Source organism: Carnobacterium sp. (assembly GCF_045617425.1).
Lineage (GTDB): Bacteria > Bacillota > Bacilli > Lactobacillales > Carnobacteriaceae > Carnobacterium_B.
Genome location: NZ_JAZLIO010000009.1, coordinates 214,831 through 234,865, shown reverse-complemented (window position 1 = coordinate 234,865; position 20,035 = coordinate 214,831). Strand labels below are relative to the sequence as shown.

At 35.1% G+C, this 20,035-nt stretch carries 18 protein-coding genes and 1 pseudogene; 12 read left to right on the top strand and 7 right to left on the bottom strand.

Translation table 11 applies throughout. From position 1 onward, the window contains the following. Nucleotides 1-171: 171 nt before the first annotated feature. The gene (gene spxA / locus ACKI3H_RS04375) at nt 172-576 is read right to left on the bottom strand and encodes a transcriptional regulator SpxA (protein ID WP_407371059.1); all 405 of its coding nucleotides are present in this window, start codon (nt 574-576) and stop codon (nt 172-174) included. Between the two features lie 269 nt (nt 577-845). Between spxA and gcvT the strand changes: the two genes are divergently transcribed. The 4 genes from gcvT to gcvPB are packed head-to-tail and all read left to right on the top strand — an operon-like array spanning nt 846 to nt 5,196. Next, nucleotides 846-1,958: a glycine cleavage system aminomethyltransferase GcvT gene (gene gcvT, locus ACKI3H_RS04370; RefSeq protein ID WP_407371058.1), complete on the top strand. Its 1,113-nt coding sequence runs from the start codon at nt 846-848 to the stop codon at nt 1,956-1,958. Nucleotides 1,959-1,989: 31 nt separating this feature from the next. Next, complete coding sequence (gcvH, locus tag ACKI3H_RS04365) at nt 1,990-2,388, top strand: glycine cleavage system protein GcvH (protein WP_407371057.1); 399 nt, start codon at nt 1,990-1,992, stop codon at nt 2,386-2,388. 4 nt (nt 2,389-2,392) lie between these two features. Continuing rightward, complete coding sequence (gcvPA, locus tag ACKI3H_RS04360; RefSeq protein WP_407371056.1) at nt 2,393-3,739, top strand: aminomethyl-transferring glycine dehydrogenase subunit GcvPA; 1,347 nt, start codon at nt 2,393-2,395, stop codon at nt 3,737-3,739. Then, complete coding sequence (gene gcvPB / locus ACKI3H_RS04355; protein ID WP_407371055.1) at nt 3,736-5,196, top strand: aminomethyl-transferring glycine dehydrogenase subunit GcvPB; 1,461 nt, start codon at nt 3,736-3,738, stop codon at nt 5,194-5,196. Before gcvPA ends, gcvPB begins: the two co-directional genes overlap by 4 nt. Nucleotides 5,197-5,308: 112 nt before the next feature. On the opposite strand, the gene ACKI3H_RS04350 is transcribed toward gcvPB, so the two are convergent. Together ACKI3H_RS04350 and ACKI3H_RS04345 are read right to left on the bottom strand one after the other, a co-directional pair. Next, nucleotides 5,309-6,673, bottom strand: a complete 1,365-nt coding sequence (locus ACKI3H_RS04350; RefSeq protein ID WP_407371054.1) for an FAD-binding oxidoreductase — start codon at nt 6,671-6,673, stop codon at nt 5,309-5,311. A gap of 222 nt (nt 6,674-6,895) precedes the next feature. Continuing rightward, a complete protein-coding gene (locus ACKI3H_RS04345) occupies nt 6,896-7,630 on the bottom strand; it encodes a YjjG family noncanonical pyrimidine nucleotidase (RefSeq protein WP_407371053.1) in 735 nt (244 codons plus the stop codon). A gap of 126 nt (nt 7,631-7,756) precedes the next feature. Between ACKI3H_RS04345 and ACKI3H_RS04340 the strand changes: the two genes are divergently transcribed. The 5 genes and pseudogenes from ACKI3H_RS04340 (at nt 7,757) to ACKI3H_RS04320 (ending at nt 10,394) form a co-directional block, all read left to right on the top strand. Then, a complete protein-coding gene (locus ACKI3H_RS04340; RefSeq protein WP_407371052.1) occupies nt 7,757-8,086 on the top strand; it encodes a DUF6054 family protein in 330 nt (109 codons plus the stop codon). A gap of 135 nt (nt 8,087-8,221) precedes the next feature. Next, nucleotides 8,222-8,869: a CAP domain-containing protein gene (locus ACKI3H_RS04335; protein ID WP_407371051.1), complete on the top strand. Its 648-nt coding sequence runs from the start codon at nt 8,222-8,224 to the stop codon at nt 8,867-8,869. 155 nt (nt 8,870-9,024) lie between these two features. After that, nucleotides 9,025-9,389, top strand: a pseudogene (locus ACKI3H_RS04330) (ATP:cob(I)alamin adenosyltransferase). Nucleotides 9,390-9,436: 47 nt separating this feature from the next. After that, on the top strand, nt 9,437-9,856 hold the full coding sequence (locus tag ACKI3H_RS04325) for a DUF4430 domain-containing protein (RefSeq protein ID WP_407371050.1): 420 nt from the start codon (nt 9,437-9,439) through the stop codon (nt 9,854-9,856). Then, nucleotides 9,843-10,394 (top strand): ECF transporter S component, encoded by a 552-nt coding sequence (locus ACKI3H_RS04320; protein ID WP_407371049.1) that lies wholly within the window; start codon nt 9,843-9,845, stop codon nt 10,392-10,394. The genes ACKI3H_RS04325 and ACKI3H_RS04320 overlap by 14 nt, the downstream gene beginning before the upstream one ends. A gap of 68 nt (nt 10,395-10,462) precedes the next feature. On the opposite strand, the gene ACKI3H_RS04315 is transcribed toward ACKI3H_RS04320, so the two are convergent. Beyond that, entirely contained in the window at nt 10,463-11,950 is a 1,488-nt protein-coding gene (locus tag ACKI3H_RS04315) for a peptidoglycan DD-metalloendopeptidase family protein (RefSeq protein WP_407371048.1), read from the bottom strand. A 248-nt stretch (nt 11,951-12,198) separates the two neighbouring features. On the opposite strand from ACKI3H_RS04315, the gene ACKI3H_RS04310 reads away from it, so the two are divergent. Further along, on the top strand, nt 12,199-13,116 hold the full coding sequence (locus ACKI3H_RS04310) for an ROK family protein (protein ID WP_407371047.1): 918 nt from the start codon (nt 12,199-12,201) through the stop codon (nt 13,114-13,116). A gap of 147 nt (nt 13,117-13,263) precedes the next feature. After that, on the top strand, nt 13,264-15,033 hold the full coding sequence (locus tag ACKI3H_RS04305) for an ammonium transporter (RefSeq protein WP_407371046.1): 1,770 nt from the start codon (nt 13,264-13,266) through the stop codon (nt 15,031-15,033). A gap of 61 nt (nt 15,034-15,094) precedes the next feature. Here ACKI3H_RS04305 and ACKI3H_RS04300 read toward each other — a convergent pair whose 3' ends face one another. From ACKI3H_RS04300 to ACKI3H_RS04290, 3 genes are read right to left on the bottom strand one after another with little or no spacing between them, the layout of a single operon-like run. Next, on the bottom strand, nt 15,095-15,706 hold the full coding sequence (locus tag ACKI3H_RS04300) for a hypothetical protein (RefSeq protein WP_407371045.1): 612 nt from the start codon (nt 15,704-15,706) through the stop codon (nt 15,095-15,097). Beyond that, nucleotides 15,706-16,707 (bottom strand): flotillin-like protein FloA, encoded by a 1,002-nt coding sequence (floA, locus tag ACKI3H_RS04295; RefSeq protein ID WP_407371044.1) that lies wholly within the window; start codon nt 16,705-16,707, stop codon nt 15,706-15,708. Before floA ends, ACKI3H_RS04300 begins: the two co-directional genes overlap by 1 nt. 2 nt (nt 16,708-16,709) lie before the next feature. Further along, nucleotides 16,710-17,318, bottom strand: coding sequence for an NfeD family protein (locus ACKI3H_RS04290; RefSeq protein ID WP_407371043.1), 609 nt, complete (start codon nt 17,316-17,318; stop codon nt 16,710-16,712). A gap of 774 nt (nt 17,319-18,092) precedes the next feature. Here ACKI3H_RS04290 and glgB point away from each other — a divergent pair. Further along, the gene (glgB, locus tag ACKI3H_RS04285; protein ID WP_407371378.1) at nt 18,093-20,003 is read left to right on the top strand and encodes a 1,4-alpha-glucan branching protein GlgB; all 1,911 of its coding nucleotides are present in this window, start codon (nt 18,093-18,095) and stop codon (nt 20,001-20,003) included. The last annotated feature ends 32 nt before the right edge of the window (nt 20,004-20,035 follow it).

The following is a 20,035-nucleotide window of genomic DNA, read 5'->3' as shown; positions in this document are numbered from 1 at the left end:
TTTTTATTTATAAAATTCGCTAAATGATTCTTGGATAATTAACTATGTACAAATGAATAATCATTCTGTCCAAAGAACAGAAAAAGCGGATAAGTACTGCGAATTTACACATATACTTATCCACTAAGAACATAGAATAACCAATTTTTTTAAAAGTTTATTCCATGTTCGTTAATAATTAACCGGTAATTGATCGTGTAATTTTGATAGTTCAAGTTTTCTAATTTCTCTAGGCAAAAAGCAACGAATGTCTTCTTCGTTATAACCGACGAGTAACCGTTTATTATCGACAAGAATAGGGCGACGCATAATACCTGGATGTTGCTGAATAAGTTTCAGCACTCTTCCTAATGGCATTTCTTCTATGTTGATATTCAATTCTCTGAAAGCTTGAGAGCGTTGCGAGATGATTTCATTTGTTCCATTTTCCGTTAGTTGCAAGATAGCTCTCAATTCATCATCTGTTACCTTTTCAGTGAATACATTTTTTTCAGTAAATGGAATGTCATGTTCTTCTAACCATGATCGGGCTTTGCGACAAGAGGTACAACTAGCTGATGAATATAACGTAATCATGTGTAACCCTCCTTCTCAATTTCATTGAATAGTAGTATACTATATCAATAAGCGTAAACGTTTTCAATCAAAAGCTTAAGTGAAATGACCTTGAAAAGCAATCATTTTGCCTACAGTTAACTAGATGAATAAAAAAATATTCTTAACAATTTTGATTGTATACTATGAAATTGTTCGTTAAAATGGTAAGTTTAATAGCATAAATCAGTTGAAATGGAACGACAAGAGAATGAAGTTTAGCATATTACGATAGAATAGGGGGATATAAAATGGAAAAAGAATTGAATAAAACACCTTTATTCAATTATTATAAAAAGAATGATATCAAGTTAATAGATTTTGGAGGTTGGGCTTTACCTATTCAATTTTCCAGCATAGCAGATGAACATAAAAGCGTACGTGAAAAAGCTGGTTTATTTGACGTCTCACATATGGGAGAGATCCTTGTAAAAGGAACAGGCTCGGAGGGGTTTCTCAATCATTTGTTAACGAATGATGTTTCAAAACTTAAAGTTGGCCAAGCTCAATACAATGCTATAGTGTATGAAAATGGTGGTACAATTGATGATTTAATTATTTTTAAATTAGATAAATTAGGATATTTAGTAACTCCTAATGCGTCGAACACAGAAAAGGTTTTTCAATGGATGAAAAAAGAAATTGCCAAAGATGTTATTTTGGAAAATAGATCTGAGGATATTGGGTTGATTGCACTTCAAGGGCCATATGCTGAGCGGATTTTGCAAAAACTAGCAGATGATGATTTAAGTAAACTTAAACCGTTCCATTTTTTTCAGCATGTTGCTTTAAACGATATTACGTCGGTACTGATTTCTCGCACGGGATACACTGGAGAAGATGGTTTTGAATTATATTTAGAAACTAATGAAACTGAGAAACTATGGCATCTTATAGTAGAAGCCGGTATAGAAGAAGGGTTACAGATTTGCGGGCTGGGTGCTCGTGATACTTTGCGGTTAGAATCGAGTCTTTCTTTATATGGAAATGAATTATCAGATGAGATTTCCCCTCTTCAAGGGGGAATTGGATTTGCTGTTAAGACGAAAAAAGAAGCCGATTTTATTGGCAAGGCTGCTTTAACAGCTCAACTAAAAAATGGATTGGACAAAAAAATAACAGGTCTTGAACTCATAGGAAAAGGAATTGCACGACATGGATACAAGGTATTTAATGAAACTGGTTCAGAAATTGGAGTAATCACTTCAGGAACAAAATCTCCAACACTTGGCAATAGTATTGCATTAGCTTTATTGTCTACAAACGGAAATGAAGTTGGGACAAAAGTGAAAATTGAGATACGTAATAAATTGGTGGATGCTGTAATCGTGCAACTACCATTTTATAAAAGAGAAATCGACTAAAAAAGAAGGAAAGAAAAGGAGTGGTTTAATCATGGCAGAGGATAGATTATACAGCAAGGAACATGAATGGATATTACCATTAGGAGAAGATGCAGTACGTGTTGGGATTACAGAGTATGCAGTCAAACAATTGGGAGATGTTGTTTATGTAGAAGTACCCGAAGTGGATGCGGAAGTTTCAATCGGTAGTGAAATGGGCACGGTAGAATCCATTAAATCAGCTTCAGAAATTTTTGCGCCAGTTACTGGAATTATTTTAGCAGTTAATGAAGAATTGGAAGATGCTCCAGAATTAGTCAATGCTTCTCCTTTTGAAGAAGGTTGGTTTGCTGAAATCCAAATAGAAAATCCTGTTGAATTAGAAGGATTATTAAACGAAGAAAGTTACCAAGCCTATGTTGCAGAACTGGCAGTTGAAGAGGAGGCATAAGCGATTGAATGAATTTAGATACCTGCCTGATACTGCACAAGATCAAAAAGATATGTTAGACTTTTTAGGAATTGAGTCAGTTGAAGAATTATTTTCAGATATTCCAGCACACATCACCTTAAATGAAGGTTTAGCCATTCCGTCTGCTCTTCATGAATCGGGGCTAACAAAAAAAATGAGACAGTTAGCAGCTAAAAATGCTACTGCACATGAGTACAGCCTCTTTTTAGGAGCAGGAACATATGACCATTACATTCCAAGTGTAGTAGACCATGTGATTTCTCGTTCCGAATTTTATACGGCCTACACGCCTTATCAAGCAGAAGCTAGCCAAGGAGAACTGCAAGCATTATTTGAATTTCAATCAATGGTGTGCGAATTGACCGGTATGGATGCAGCCAATTCTTCACTATATGATGGATTCACTTCACTTGGTGAAGCTGCTACTTTAGCTATTGGAGCCACAAAGCGTTCTAAAATACTTATCTCTAAAGCTGTTCATCCACAAGGAAGAGAAGTTTTGCAAACTGTTGCAAAGGGGCAAGAATACCAAGTTGAAGAGATTGATTTACTTAATGACAGTACGAATTTATCTTTATTAGCAGAACAATTAGATCATGAAACAGCAGCAGTTGTGGTCCAATACCCTAATTTTCTTGGTTCAGTTGAGGATCTAGTGGCTATTAAAGAAGTGGCAGCAGCCAAAAAAGCATTACTTATTGTCATGGCAAATCCTTTAGCTTTAGCCTTACTAGAATCACCTGGTAATTTAGGAGCGGATATTGTTGTGGGGGACATGCAACCCATGGGATTAGCCATGAACTTTGGCGGACCACATTGCGGTTATTTTGCAGTGAAGAAGAAGTACATGCGTAAAATACCAGGACGTATCGTTGGGCAAACGACGGATACTGAAGGGAAGCGTGGCTTTGTTTTAACTCTTCAAGCACGCGAACAGCATATTCGTCGCGAAAAAGCGACTTCTTATATGAGTTCAAATCAAGCGTTAAATGCTCTAGCTTCATCTGTTTTTATGTCTGCTTTAGGTAAAGAAGGCATAAAGAAGATGGCCCAACTTAATATAGAAAAAGCAGCTTACATGGCGAAACAATTGGAGAGCAAAGGTTTCTCAGTAAAGAATAAAGCAGCCTTTTTCAATGAATTTATTGTTCAACTAAATAAACCAGCCGGAGTAATCAATCAGGAGTTGCTTCAAGAAGGTTTTATTGGTGGATATGATTTGGAGCCTGATTATGGCTGGGAGAATGAGGTCTTAATAGCTGTTACGGAACAACGAACAAAAGAAGAAATCGATCAATTTATTGAAGCACTGGAGGGGATGACTAAATGACGGAATACAATGAATTGATTTTTGAAATAAGTCAACCCGGGCGTACTGCTTTTAGCCTTCCTGAAAGTGATGTTCCTTCAGTTGATTTGATGGCTAAGTTTCCGGAACACTTGATTCGCCAAGAGCCAGCTGACTTGCCAGAAGTGTCAGAACCTCAATTGATGAGGCATTATACTTCTTTATCAACGAAAAACTTTGGTGTGGATAATGGCTTTTACCCACTGGGTTCATGTACGATGAAATACAATCCAAAAATTAATGAAGATGTCGCTCGTTATGACGGATTCGCAGCAATCCATCCCTTTCAACCAATTGAAACGGTTCAAGGAGCTTTTCAATTGCTTTATGAATTACAAGAAAATCTTCAAGTGATATCCGGTATGGATGCCATTACTTTGCAACCAGCTGCTGGTGCTCAAGGGGAATGGACGGGGTTAATGATGATGAAGGGCTATCACACTAAAAAGGGTGATGGAACAACTAGAACGAAAGTTTTAGTTCCAGATTCTGCTCATGGAACAAATCCTGCTAGTGCCCATGCTGCCGGTTTTGATGTGGTGGAAATCGCTTCTAATGCGAATGGAACAGTGGATTTAGTCGAACTAAAGAAACAAGTTGGCAACGATACTGCTGGTTTGATGTTGACCAATCCGAATACATTAGGTATTTTTGAGAAAGACATTATCGAGATGGCTGAAATTGTTCATCAAGCGGGTGGACTTGTTTATTATGATGGAGCAAATTTGAATGCTATTTTAGGTCAGACAACTCCAGGAATGATGGGCTTTGATATCGTTCATTTGAATCTACATAAATCCTTTAGTACTCCACATGGAGGAGGAGGTCCTGGTTCTGGTCCAGTAGGGGTCAAGGAATTCTTAACTTCGTATTTACCTGTCCCACGAATTGAAAAACAAGGAGGTCAGTATGTCTTAAATACAGATTATCCTAATTCTATTGGTCGAGTAAAAGGCTATTATGGAAATTTCGGGGTCAATGTTCGTGCGTATACGTATATACGTACAATGGGGCCTGAAGGATTAAGACAAGTATCCGAAAGTGCCGTATTGCATGCCAATTATTTACGTAAGAAATTAGAACCTTATTACGATACACCTTATACTCAATACAGCAAACATGAATTTGTTTTATCCGGATCAAGACAGAAAAAACTTGGGGTTCCAACGACTAGTATTGCAAAACGGATTCTTGATTTTGGCTATTACGCTCCAACGGTTTATTTCCCTTTAATTGTGGAAGAAGCAATAATGATTGAACCAACGGAAACAGAAACAAAAGAGACGTTGGATATATTTGCAGATGCACTGATTCAAATTGCTAAAGAAGTTGAAGAAACACCAGAGCTAGTGTTAACCGCACCGCATACAACTTTTGTAAAACGGTTAGATGAAGTGAAAGCTGCAAGACAGTTAATGGTTAAGTACTCAAAGGAATAGAATGAAAAAACAACCCAACACGTAAATTTACGTAGTTGGGTTGTTTTGTTTTAAAATCAAAATGTATGGTCTATAGTTACACGAATTTAACTATATTTTTTACTACAATGATTTACATCACTTTTGTTGGATTCAAACGACCGTCTGGATCAAAAACTTGTTTGATTTTACGCATGTAAGTTAAATAATTTGGATCAGTCATTTTAGCAAGATAAGGTTTTTTGATAATTCCAATACCATGTTCTGCAGAAGGGAGTCCACCAAGCTCTTTAATTTTTGCGTACATTTTTAACAATACGTCATCACGTTTTGTTTCCCATTCTTGTTGATCTTCTACCGTTCCACGAGCAACACAAGTATGAAGATTTCCATCTCCAGCATGCCCAAAACTAATCATGCTTAGCCCACTTTCAGCTTCTAATTGTTTTGTGTATTGGTAAAGGACAGAAAGTTGATTAATAGGAACCGTTTCATCCATCGTTACTTGTTCAGTGTAATTTACAACTGCAGTTAACAAAGAATCACGTAATGCCCATGCCGTTTTCTCTAGTTCAGGTGTGTCTAGAATAACGATTTCTAAAACGTTATGAGGCTGAACACTTTTTTTAAGTAATTCAACACGATTCATAATCGCTTCTATGCTGTCGCCATCTATTGTCGTTAAAAGATACGATTCTCCTTGTTGGCTAGGAAAAAGAATACCATTTTCTTTTTCACTCAAGTGGATCGTTTCTCTTTCAAAAAATTCAAGAGCAGTTGGATCAACTCCATTTTGCAAAATCGATAAAACAGCATCCGTTGATTCTTTAAGAGTAGGAAAAGCGACAATAAGGGATAAACTAGCTTTAGGCAATGGAATGACTTTTAACTTGATTTGAGTAGTAATTCCAAGTGTTCCTTCAGAACCAATAAATAAATCTTTTAAATCATAACCAGAACTATTTTTGATATTTACACTACCTAAAGTCAATTCTTCACCAGTTGCTAAAATGACATCCAATTGACGAACGTAATCTCTTGTTACACCATACTTAACCGCACGCATGCCGCCAGCATTTGTAGCAATATTCCCACCAATAGAAGAATTTTTTGAGCCAGGATCAGGTGGGTAGAAGAAACCTTTACTTTCGACGAACTCTTGGATCTCATGAAGCAATACACCTGGTTCAACCGTTAAGGTCAATGTTTCTAAATCTAAATCAATGATTTTGTTCATTAGGTGTAAATCAATAATCAATTCATTTTGAACTGGAGCCGTTGCACCAGATAATCCCGTACCTGCTCCACGAGCAATAATGGAAAGATTTTCTTGATTAGCAAATGTAACCAGCGCAATAACTTCAGCTTTTGTCTTGGGTAATGCAACGCCATATACGCTCTCAGCACGACCTACATATTCATCAAATAAATATTTTTCAGGAATATCTTTCCCTTCAAAAATACGAGTTGAGTCGGTAATGATCTCTTTTAATGACATAAAAAAACTCCTTTTAAGTATGAAATAGATAAGTATTTTAGTTCTCACATCAAGTAGTTTAGCACTTAACTACTAGAAAATGCAATTGAATTATAGTATGAGAACGCTCTGAAACGTTGATAAATCAATGATTTTAAAATTGGTATAGGTCGATTTTGTGAAAAATAATTGGAATAAAACTAAAAAAGGATAGAGATTGAAATCTCTATCCTTTTTAGCTATTTAGGAAGTTAATACAGATTGTATATTAGGTGTTTCCTGTGTAAAATTAGGTGCTAAAAGCATATTTTCTAATGTTTGTAGTCGGTGAATCTCATAAGTTGGAATAGGCGTTGCATTTTTAGATCCATTAGGATTAAACCAACATGTATCAATTCCAGCATTGACCCCACCTTGAATGTCAGAAGTTAAAGAATCTCCAATAATTAATGTTTTATTAGCAGAATGGTGAGGGATTTTTTCAAAAACATGGTTAAAAAATTCTTTAGTAGGTTTTTGATAGCCAACTTCTTCAGAAACAAAAATATCTTTGAAGTAAGTGGTCAGTTCTGAGTTATTTAGGCGGATGAACTGTGTACGTGCAACTCCGTTTGTTACCACATAAAGGTTATATTGTTTGGTTAACTTTTGAACTAAAGATTTTGCACCATCAATCAATACGGCGCTTTCTTCCAGATATTGTCTGTATAAGTTATCTAAATGAGCTCCATTTAATGTTAAACCAACTTTTTTAAATAAAATTGAAAAACGAGTATGCAATAATTCTTCCCGCTTAATTTCTCCTTTTTCAAAAGAAGACCATAATTTTTGATTCATATCTTGATAAAATTGCTTAATATCGTCTGTTAAGACAATATCGTGTTCGCTAAATAATTTTTGTAAAGCATAATTTTCAGCTGCTTTAAAATCAAGCAGTGTATCATCTACATCAAATAAAAGTGTTTGGTATCTTTTCAAATGAGTAGCCCCCTTTATTGTATTAATTGTTTTACATAGTCTCTAAAAAGTATACCATTTATCTTGTGTAAAGATAGAAAATTCAGCATAATAAAGCTAACTAATCAAATTTAAAGGATGGATGAAATGAAAGAAAAACAAGTTATATTGAATGGAAATAGTGTTGAAATTTTGGACTATTTTAAACAGAACTTAATGGTTGATCATTATGAACAATCGGCTACCTACGGATTAGATTTTGAATATGGGAAAGGCTTTTTAACTGTTTTTGAAAAATACTTTTTTAGAAATGACAGTGTAGCAAGTTTGACTCTTCATATCCATCCTTTAGAAAATGAACAAGTTGAAGTGATTATAATCGTATCAGGCAGTGAAAGTGGGATTTTCAAAATAGATTGGTGGATAGGAAAGTCGATCATGAAATCAATGGATAAATTGATAGAGGAACTTAGATAGATCAAAAAGCAAGTTGATCAAGTTTAAAGGTAAGTATAAAACAAATCGGTTCGTTTTAAAATATAGGTGTACTCAATCATTTTTGGTATACTATTAGCAGTAAGTGAAAGAGAACAAAAAGAAAGGTTTGATGGAATGAGAAAATTTTTCTCATATAGTTTAGTATTGATTTTTTTGATTGGTTTTGGCTACTGGTTAGGCAGTTCGACTATTTTAGAAGGTACAAAGATTAGTGATACTATTTCTCTGATGGAGAACAAGTTGAATGATAATCCATTAGTACTTGTAGAAGAGACCCCAAATACGAGTGAACAAGAACAATCAATGAATGTGGATTCAACAAGCACGAATGATTTAACAGAGACCGATGAAATTGATGTTGCAGTTGTGGAAAACCGGATGTTAGAATTATTAAATGATTTAAGAAGTGAATTGGGAGTTGCGCCTGTAAGTTCAAATGATCAGTTAAAAAAAGCAGCTAATATACGAGCAATTGAAACAGGAGAATCATTTTCCCATACACGTCCTGATGGAAAAGCTACTTTTACCGTATTAGAAGAGCCAGAAGTTAACTATTCTTACCGGTTAGCGGGAGAAAATTTAGCAATGGGAACGAATTACCTGGCGGAAAAAGAAATGGCTGAATGGTTGTTTAAAGGATTAAAAGATAGTCCAGGGCATTATGAAAATATGGTAAAAAAGGATTTTGAAGAAGTAGGAATTGGTGTTCATTATGATGGCACCAATCTTTATATTGTTCAAATATTTGGAACACCATTATAAGTGTTTTATGCATAAACCTGTTAGGTGAATAGTAAAAAAGATTGAGTTTAATAACTCGATCTTTTTTTGTCGCACTATATGTTGTGGTTGAAAAATAAATCAATCTGATATATAGTGTTTTTGAACAGATGCAACAAAATAGAAGGAGAGTATTTGTGCAACTTTATACAAAGACGGGCGATAAAAAGGGTATACAAATTTAATTAGTGGCGAGAAGGTAAGAAAAGACACAAATCGCGTGGATGCCTATGGAACAATAGATGAATTAAATTCGTTGATTGGATATATTGTGATCCAACTAGAAGAAGGAGATTCAACGTTAAGAGCAGAAAGATCTATTGTTAGTATAGGATTTGAGGAAACGGTGAATCAATATGTTGTAGTTTATATGAATCGATTATCTGATTATTTTTTCGCTGTTGCTAGAGCTGTCAATCATCACTATAATGTAAAGGAAATTTTATACGAAAGAGGAGGAAAAGTTTTTCATCCTGAATTAAAAAAAGAAGATTTAAGTTAAAAAGAATAATTGAGCAGAGGTATTCGATAATTGGAGGAATAAATAAGATGAAAATCATTAAATTAGGACTTATAGGATTAACCGCTCTTAGTTTAGTAGCCTGTGGAGAAACGACTATGTCAGAATCAGACTCTTCTGCTGAAAAAAGCACTTCCTTGGTAGAAGGTCAGGTTAAAGAAACACTCTCTATTATTATTGCATTAGAAGAAGACGGAAAAGAAGTAGACACAGCAACAAAAAACTTAGAAGTATCCGAGGGCACTACGGTCTTAGAAGCCCTAAAAAAAGAATATGAAGTAGTTGAAGAAGGCGGATATATTTCTTCTATTGAAGGAATGAAGCAAGACGAGGAAGCAGGAAAGTATTGGATGTACGAAGTAAACAATACAAAGGCAACTGTAGGAGCAGATGAATACGAGTTACAAAATGGAGATTTGGTGAAGTGGTTTTTAAATGCTTCGCAATAAAAGTGTTGGAAAATTATCCATTCAAAGAATAACCTTACTTGCCTTTCTCACAGCACTTTGCCAAGTTAGCCGTCAATTGCTCCAGTTCCTGCCGAATGTTCAGCCAGTAACGGTTATCTTAATTATTTTAACGTTAACCTTAGGAATAAGTGATGCTCTAATAGTATCTGTATTGTCGATTTTTTTATCAAATATGACACTTGGGATGGGTGTCTGGACAATTGCTCAAATCGGTTCATTCTTTGTAGTGATTTTGGTTACGGGACTAGTAATCAAACCTATGTTTAAAAAAATTCCTTTTGCACTGATGGTTATTTATGCTGGATTTACCGGCTATTTATATGGATTCATTATCTCACTGATCCAAGCCCCTTTTTTTGGTATTCAAAATTTTTGGATTTATTATGCTTCAGGTATTCCTTATGATACAATGCATGCAGCAGGGAATAGTGGGTTTTATTTGATTCTAGCACCGATTTTATTTCCTTTATTAAAAAAATTTCTTAACAAGTATTATTCCAATGGTGATTGGAAGTAAAAAAGATAAAAAGACAGAAAGTTCATTGCAAAACTGAACTTTCTGTCTTTTTTAGTTAACTGTTCTATTTATAGATAAGAAGAAGGGTTAACACGAGTTCCATTTTTGTACATTTCAAAATGTAAATGTACTCCGGTAGAAGATCCAGTTGTTCCCATTGTTCCAATTTGTTGGCCTTGAGAGACCTGTTGCCCTGGAGAAACAAGTAAACTTCCTGCAACCATATGAGCATAAAGAGTTTGCATGCCATTTCCATGGTCAATTTTTACATAGTATCCCCATGATGAATGATATCCTGCAATGACAACTGTACCACTTTGAGCGGCTACGATTGCTCCACCACCACCAAAGTCAATTCCCCCATGTAATTTATGCTCGCCTGTAATTGGATGTATACGATAGCCATAAGGTGAAGTAGAATATCCGCCACTAGGATGAATAAAACCTGAATTAGATGACGGTTTTGATTCTGGTTTAGGTTCTGGCTTAGGTTCTGGTTTGGGTGTAACAGTCGGTTTTTTTGACGAACTAGAATTACTAGAACTATTTGATGAACTACTCGATTTATTAGCACTTGTTGATTTGTCAGGAGAAGAGCTGGCAATTGTTGTTTTTTGTTCGGCAGCTTTTTTAGAAGCTTCCTCTTGCTCTGCTTTTTCTCGTTCAGCTTTTTCTTGAGCCGCAATAGCCGTTAATCTAGTTTCTTCCTCAGCAGCAGCCTTTTTAGCTTCTTCTTCAGCAGCTTTTTGAATGGCTAATTGTCTTGCTTGTTCTTCTTCAATTATACGTTGACGTTCTTCTTGCATTTCTTCAGATAAAGTACTTGTTTGAGTAGCAATTACTTGCTGCTCTTTAACAAATGTATTTTTTTCTTCTTCTGTCATATCATATTGAATAGCAACCTGGACGATTTTATCATCCATTTCAGCTTTTTGAGCGACTAGATTATTTTTAGATAATTCAATCGCATTTTTTGTTTCTTCAATAGCAACTTTTTCAAATTCGGCTTTTACTTCATTAGTTTCCAAAGATTTTTGGTCCACCGCTTGTTCAGTTACAATAGTCTTATTAGCTGTGACAAGTTGATTAACAATGCCTATGCGTCCTACTAAGTCTGAAAAACTTTCAGCAGTTAACATAAGGCCTATTAAATTAGAAGTACTCCCATCCGTTTGTACAGAACGCGCTTGGTTTTCAAGCTTGCCTGTCCGTTGAGCAATGAGTGCTTTTAAAGCTTCAATTTCATTTTTCAATAGTTCAACTTTTGCTTTAGACTCTTCTAATTTTTGTTCTTGATTGTGTAATTTCATAACCGTTTCGTCAATTTGAACTTGCAGTGTAGTGATGTCTGATTCTAAATGACCTTTTTCTGTTTCTAAGTCGTTTAAGGTTTCGTCTTGTTCTTGGATTCTATTATTAAGCTCTGATGATTGTGATTCAAGTTCGTTTTTTTCTTGTTCCATCTCTTCCAACGTAGCCGCTTGAGCAACAGTTGGTAAAAATGGACTAGCGAACATCATCGAAGCCATAATTCCTGTTATTACTTTCTTTTTCAATAGTTTACCCCCATAAATCGTCTTGCATTTGCATACTCAAAAAGTATAGCATAGATAATGAGCAAATAGGATGTTAGTTGTGTAACAAAAAGCTAGAATAGTATTACATAACGATTGTAAGCTGAAATAAACAACGGTATTCATTTTGATAATAACCGAGATAGAAATATAAAAATGAATACCGTGTAACCGTTCTATTCATTAACAGATAGTGGTAAACTAAAGGCAAGAAAAGTAGAGTGGAAATGATGAAGGAGGCGAAATTAGTGTATTATTTAGGCATTGATATTGGAGGCACAGAAACGAATTATGGGTTGATCAATAATCAAGGTGAACTAAGAGAAATCAAGACTAGAAAAACACCTATGCAATCGTTAACGCATTTCCTAGACATGATGGGAGATATTTATGATGAATATGCTCATCAAATTGAAGGTATGGCCATTAGCATGCCGGGTATTATTCATTCAAAAACGGGATATGCTGTTCATGGTGGATCATTAAAATACATCAAGAAAATGAATATGGTTGAGATGTTGGAAACGAGATGTCAAACAACGATTCATGTAGAAAATGATGGCAAAGCAGCAACACTTGGAGAATTGTGGAAAGGGAATTTAAAAGGCATTCAACATGGAATCATGCTGAATCTTGGAACGGGTATCGGTGGAGGAATAGTAGTAAACGGTGCAGTGTTGAAAGGACAGCACTATTCTGCTGGAGAATTTTCATTTATTAAAACGAATACAGCTAGAAGTAAGGATGCATCCTACATGTTTGGGTATCAAAATGGAATAAGGCGGTTGTTTCAAAATATAGCTTTGCAATGTAAACTACCTGTAGAATCCATAGATGGTTTTAAAATGTTTGAACTAATTGAAGGTGGAAATAAAGAAGCCGCATCCTGTTTGAATGACTACTGCTATACATTAGCTATTCAACTGTTCAACTTGCAAACTATTTTAGATCCAGAAAGAATTATCATTAGCGGCGGAATTAGCGGAAATCCGTTATTGATTCAACTCATTAAAGAAAACGTAGGTAAAGTGTATGAAGAAGAGTTAGGTGAAGGGGTGTTTATTGTACCTGAAATAATGAAAAGCAGGTTTGGAAACAAGGGAAATATCATTGGCGCTTTATACAATTATAAATTGAATGAAGAGTAAAAAAATAAAAAGCTTTCAAAACATGTTATAAAATATAACATGGTTTGAAAGCTTTTTTAGGTTATTTTTGCTATTTAATTTAAAATGCTTGTTTAGAGCTTTTTTTAATGTTAGATTTTATAACATATAAAAAAGGGAGGTAAAAATATGTTTTCATCTGTGGATACGTTATGGGTTCTTGTTGGAACGGTATTAGTATTTTTTATGCAAGCAGGTTTTGCGATGGTTGAAACTGGATTTACTAGAGCAAAAAATGCTGGTAATATTATCATGAAAAATTTGATGGATTTTGTATTAGGATCTTTAATGTATTGGATCATTGGTTTTGGAATAATGTTTGGTCCAAGTATAGTTGGTTTATTTGGAAAACCGGATTTATTTGTACAAGGAAATTATGACACTACTATACCGGGGTATGTATTTTTAATGTTTCAAACGGTCTTTGCTGCAACTGCAGCAACAATTGTTTCCGGAGCAATGGCAGAAAGAACAAAATTTAGTGCATACCTAGTTTACACATTGATTATTTCTACAGTTGTTTATCCTATTTCTGGACATTGGATCTGGGGTGGAGGATGGTTAGCACAATTAGGATTTGTCGATTTTGCTGGTTCTACAGCTGTTCATATGGTTGGTGGAGTAACAGCCTTAATCGGAGCAAAACTTGTTGGCGCTAGAATTGGAAAATACGATAAAGATGGAAAAGCAAAAGCTATTCCAGGACATAGTCTAACATTAGGAGCTTTAGGTGTTTTCATTCTTTGGTTTGCTTGGTTTGGATTTAATGGGGCTTCAACGGTCTCCGCCACGGGTGACGAAACATTAGCTCTTATCGGGACGATCTTTTTAAATACAAATTTATCTGCAGTAACGGCTACCTTAATTGCTATGGTGATTACATGGATAAAATATGGAAAACCAGATGTTTCTATGACACTAAATGGTTCGCTAGCTGGTTTAGTAGGAATTACAGCAGGATGTGCGATAGTTTCACCATTTGGTGCAGTAGCTATAGGAGCTATTTCTTCTATTGCATTAGTCTATGGAATAGAATTTGTTGAAAAAAAGGTTAAAATTGATGATCCAGTTGGTGCTTTTGGAGTTCATGGAATTTCGGGTGCTTTAGGAACGATTCTAGTAGGTGTTTTTGCGACTGATGACGGTCTGCTTTATGGCGGCGGTATTAGTCTTTTAGGGGTTCAATTATTAGGAGTTATCGCTGTCATAGCATGGGTAACGATTACTATGTTCATTACGTTTAAACTCGTTGATAAGACAATTGGGTTACGAGTAACAGAAGAAGAAGAAATTGCAGGGATGGATATTTCAGAACACGGATTAGAATCAAGCTATGGTGACTTTGTAACGGTTCCTTTTGGGCAAAAACCCCTATTCGAAGGATTAAAATTTGAAAGTCCAGAACCTGAATTAGCTTTTTCAGATGTAGGACCTTTTGCTATCCATGAGGAAGATAGTCGTGAAACAGTTGAAATTCATCAACAGGTAAAGCCACCTTTTACAACTGGTGAAAAGGAAGAGGCTCGTTTGATGAAAGTGGACATTATAACAAATGAGTCTAAATTTGATAGTTTGAAAAAATCTTTAAATGGTATTGGTATCACAGGTATGACAGTAACAAAAGTACAAGGATATGGCCTGCAAAAAGGACAAACAGCTTATTATAGAGGAGTTGAAATCGAAGCGGATTTACTTCCTAAAATAAGATTAGAAGTAGTGGTTAGCAGTATTCCAGTTTCTCTGGTGATAGAAACTGCTCGAAAAGCACTATATACGGGTACAGTTGGAGATGGGAAAATTTTTGTCTACAATGTTGAGAATGTCGTTCGAGTCAGTTCTGGAGACCAAGGAACAAAAGCTTTAGAATATGATGAAGAGAAAGAAGAAGTTAGGGTCTAATAAATAAAATAAACCAATAAGAAAGTTCTATAAGAACTTTCTTATTGGTTTATTTACTGCTCTATTTATTGTTTCTTAAACTAACAGGTTTATCTAGCATTTCTTTGTAGATAATTCCTTTTACATAATCATTTTGAAAATGAAGATTTTTAGCTTTAACCTCAGTTTGGTAACTTGATTTTCTAGTAGAAGTTACCTTATCAATTGGGGTTAATGAAGTTAGGTCATCTCTATCAAAAAGCGTCTGACTTTTACTTTTATTAACGTCATGTGCATTAAATAGAGTTGAATTTGGAGCTGTAGAAGATCGAACGGGTTCTGATTTTCTTTTAGTATTTTGTTGTAGGTTGCCGCCTCTTTTATGATCTGCATCTTGTTGCATGCGACTAGACAATTGTTTTGCATGCGCTTGTTGGTTTCGTTTTTGTGAAGAATCCTTAGCGTTGCTTGCATACTTTTGTCGAGTGGTATTGTTTGTTAAAAAGGCATCTTTTAAAGAAACAGACTCATTCTTTTCTAATTCTTCTCTTTGATAAGTTTGCCTTTGATTATTTTGTGATGGAGAAGAGTTGCCTACGATAGACGTAATGAAAAAACGGTAAATAGTAGCGATAATAGAAAAGAATGTAGTCCCTATAAGAAATAAAACGACAAGGGCTATTAAAGTATTCATTATCTATCACTTTCTCTCTCAGTAGAATCTGAAATAGAATTTCTCATTTTAGTATCGGCATTAACATTATTCATATTGTAATAATCCATTGCGCCTAAGTTTCCTGATTTTAAAGCTTCGGCTAAAGCCAAAGGTACTTCAGCTTCAGCTTCCACTACGCGTGCACGCATTTTTTGAACTTCAGCAATCATTTCTTGTTCTTGGGCAATCGCCATAGAACGTCTTTCTTCTGCTTTAGCTTGTGCGATATTTTTATCTGCTTGAGCTTGTTCCATTTGTAAGCTGGCACCGATGTTACGACCAACATCAATATCTGCAATATCAATGGAAAGAATTTCAAAAGCAGTACCAGAATCTAATCCTTTTCTTAAAACTGTTTTCGAGATAGAATCCGGATTTTCTAAAACATCTGTGTGTTTAGCTGCACTACCAACGGTGGTTACAATTCCTTCACCAACACGAGCAATGATGGTTTCTTCACCGGCACCACCGACTAAACGTTCGATATTTGCACGGACAGTTACTTTAGCACGAGCTTTAACTTCGATACCGTTCATTGCCATTGCTGCAATGACCGGTGTTTCAATAACCTTTGGATTAACACTGACTTGAACAGCTTCAAAAACGTTTCTTCCTGCTAAGTCAATTGCAGCAGCTTGCTTGAAAACTAAGTCAATATTTGCACGTTGTGCGGCAATCAAAGCATCAATCACTTGATTAATGTCACCACCGGCTAAATAATGGGCTTCTAATTCATTGATATCAATATCTAAACCGGCTTTAGTCGCTTTGATCAACGGACGAATGATATTTTGCGGAGTCACTCGTCTTAAGCGCATTCCTACAAGTGTTCCTATATTAACTTTCACGCCTGAGAAGTAGGCAGTAACCCATAATCCAACGGGTACAAAACGGAAAAATAAACTAATAACGATAATAACGATAATGGCTATGAATAAAAAGCCAATCCAATTTGTGGGGCTCTCTGCAACTGTTGTCATGTTTAATCCACTCTCCTAACAATAATTTTATATCCTTCTACTTTTGTGACAATAACGGGAGTACCTTCATCAATATGTTCGCCTGTACTGACAACATCTAACTCTGTACCATCGAATGCTACTTTTCCAGATGGTCTAAGAGAAGTAGTTGTTTTTCCAGTTTTTCCTAAATAAGCTGTAGCATCATTGTTGCTTGAAAATCCGCTTTTTCTATCTAAGTTATTATTAAGAACGAGTTTTTGTAAATGTGTCAGCGAGTAACCTCTTCGTATGAGCATGATCACCAAAAATGAAGATGCGACGACAGCGATACTTAAATCCCGCAAGGTTGTTCCTAAATCATTATTGGTTAAATAGACACCACCGATGATTAAAAGAAAACCAATTATACCTGCTACACCAAAGTCTGGTATAAAAACTTCAAAAATCAGAAGACAGATCCCTAAAATAAAAATAATGATGGGAATCCAATTTTCTAAACTATTCAAATAAAAATAGCCACCAAAACTTGCTAATGCCAATAGTCCTCCTAAAGTAGATTGAGGCGTTAATGCCGCTATTACTAAACCAACAAAACCAACAGTCAATAATAGTATTTCCAATCTGTTCACCCCCTTTACGATAAGCTCCTTTAATAGTTGCCTGACTAAGTTGTAATTGGACTTACCTACTATCATTTTACCATTAGTAACACAGTAACGCACTTTTAACTCAACATTTCCTAATCTTTTTTTGTTATTTATCTAGTGACATTTTGATGTTAAATATAATTTAGACAGATTAAGTGAGGCTAGTGAAATTGAATTTTTGAAGGAAGATATTAAAAATATGAAAAGAGGTATAAGTTAAATAGGAGCGTATACGAAAAGTACTACAAGAATGACTCAGGTAAAACGCGTCTAAGAAACAACTATGGTTTACTGATTGGCCAATTTTATACAAATCCAGGAGCAGTTTTACTCTCAAATTTATCAAAAGCTCACTTTATACTAAATTTGGTTCAAGCTCGATTAGATGGACTTGTTATTGGGAGTCTAATGGATTTGCTAGGTGCAATAATCATTACGTATGCTATTAAATTAGATGATAAGGAAACACAATTAATAAAAAATAAGAACAATTAAGTGTTTTTTTTGTATTATCCTAAAAAGTTGATCATCCTTTTTAGGTTATTTTTTTAATGGAAAACCACATTAACATATCAGTAAGCGTTTTCCTTTAGTAGTGGTATAATAACTACAGAGTTAAAAAATAAGTTAATTTTAAAGAAAGTAAAAAATAGTTCGATTATTAGATAAATACATTGTAAAATGAAAATACAATGATAGAACGATGAAAGAATGACGGGTTGAAAGTTGGGAGTGAATAGAGTGACGAATAAATCGATGGATGAAGAAACCAAAAATAACCTTGAAAAAGAATTATATTTATTTAACACAGGTGAGCATTTTGATAGTTATTTAATTATGGGATGTAAAAAAGATAGTTACAAAGGAAAAGATGGGTTTCGATTTACCGTTTGGGCTCCTAATGCAAAAAGTGTTGGCTTAACAGGTGATTTTTCAGATTGGCAGATGGGAATTGAAATGGAAAGAATAGGGAGAACTGGCTGTTGGACGGTGTTCAATGATCAAGCAATTGAAGGACAATGCTATAAATACCGAATAGAACAATCTGATGGAACGGTAAAATTAAAAATTGATCCATACGCTTTTGAATTTGAAGTAAGACCTAACGATGCATCTATCGTAAAGAATTTGCCGGAAAAAAAATGGCGAGACGGCCTTTGGACATCAAGTAAGAAACGTTTTTCTATCTATGAACGCCCACTGAACATTTATGAAGTACACCTCAGCTCATGGAAACACCATGAAGACGATTCATGGTACACCATTCCAGAATTGCAACAAGAATTAATTCCTTATGTGAAAAAAATGGGGTACACACATATTGAATTTATGCCCTTGATGGAACATCCCTTAGATGCATCTTGGGGTTACCAATTGACTGGTTATTATGCGTTGTCTTCGAAGTTTGGTACTATGGAAGATTTTCAAAATTTTGTAGAAGCGGCTCATTTAGCAAACATTGGTGTGCTAATGGATTGGGTACCGGGTCACTTCAATCGAAATGATTACGGAATGGTTTATTTTGATGGAACACCTCAATTTGAATACAAAGATAAACATAAAGCAGAAAATAATCGATGGGGTACGATGAATTTTGATTTAGGAAAGGATCAAGTTCAAAGTTTTTTGATTTCAAATGCTCTTTATTGGATCGAACAATTTCATTTAGATGGGTTAAGAGTTGATGCAGTATCGAGTATGTTGTATCTTGATTACGATATTGGTGAATGGATACCTAATGAAGATGGAAGCAACCATAATAAAGTTGGTGTCGCATTCATACAGAAATTAAATGAAAAAGTATTTGAAAGGCACCCTGACACGCTGATGATAGCTGAAGAAAGTACCGCTTGGTCAAAGGTTACAAAACCTGTCTACATGGGGGGCTTAGGATTTAATTATAAATGGAATATGGGATGGATGAATGACACACTGAAGTTTTTTGAAATGGATCCATCATCTCGCAAACATCATTTTAATTTAATCACCTTTTCTTTTATGTATGCATTCAATGAAAATTTTATTTTACCATTTTCTCATGATGAAGTGGTCCATGGAAAAAAATCATTGATGCATAAAATGCCAGGTGATCGTTACAACCAATTTGCCAGCTTGCGTACGCTAGAAGCATATATGATGGTTCACCCAGGAAAAAAATTAAATTTCATGGGAAATGATTTTGGTCAATTTCTAGAATGGCGGATTCATGAAGGATTGGAATGGGAAAGTTTGGATGATGAAATGAATGCTAAGCATTTGTACTTTATGGAATCGCTAAATCTGCTTTATAAAAAAGAGCGTGCACTTTGGGAAATGGATCACCAAACACAAGGTATCCAAATCTTAGATGCGGATAATTCTACTGAAACCATTTTGTCATTCATTCGTAAAGGAAAAAAACCGCGTGACTTTGTAATAGTCATTTGTAATTTTGTTCCAATTGAACGTAAAGGGTATAAAATAGGCGTTCCTTTTGAAGGGGTTTACGAAGAATATTTAAACACTGAGAGGCATGAATATGGTGGCGTCTGGACACATCAGCAAGGACCGTTGAAAACGATAAAAGAAACGACACATCATCAAAATTATACCATTGAATTGATTGTACCGGCAATGAGTGTTTTAATTTTACGACCAAAAAGAATTTTTGGAGTACCAAAAAATTAATCGATAAAAAGGAGGGTTGAGGAAGAATGCTA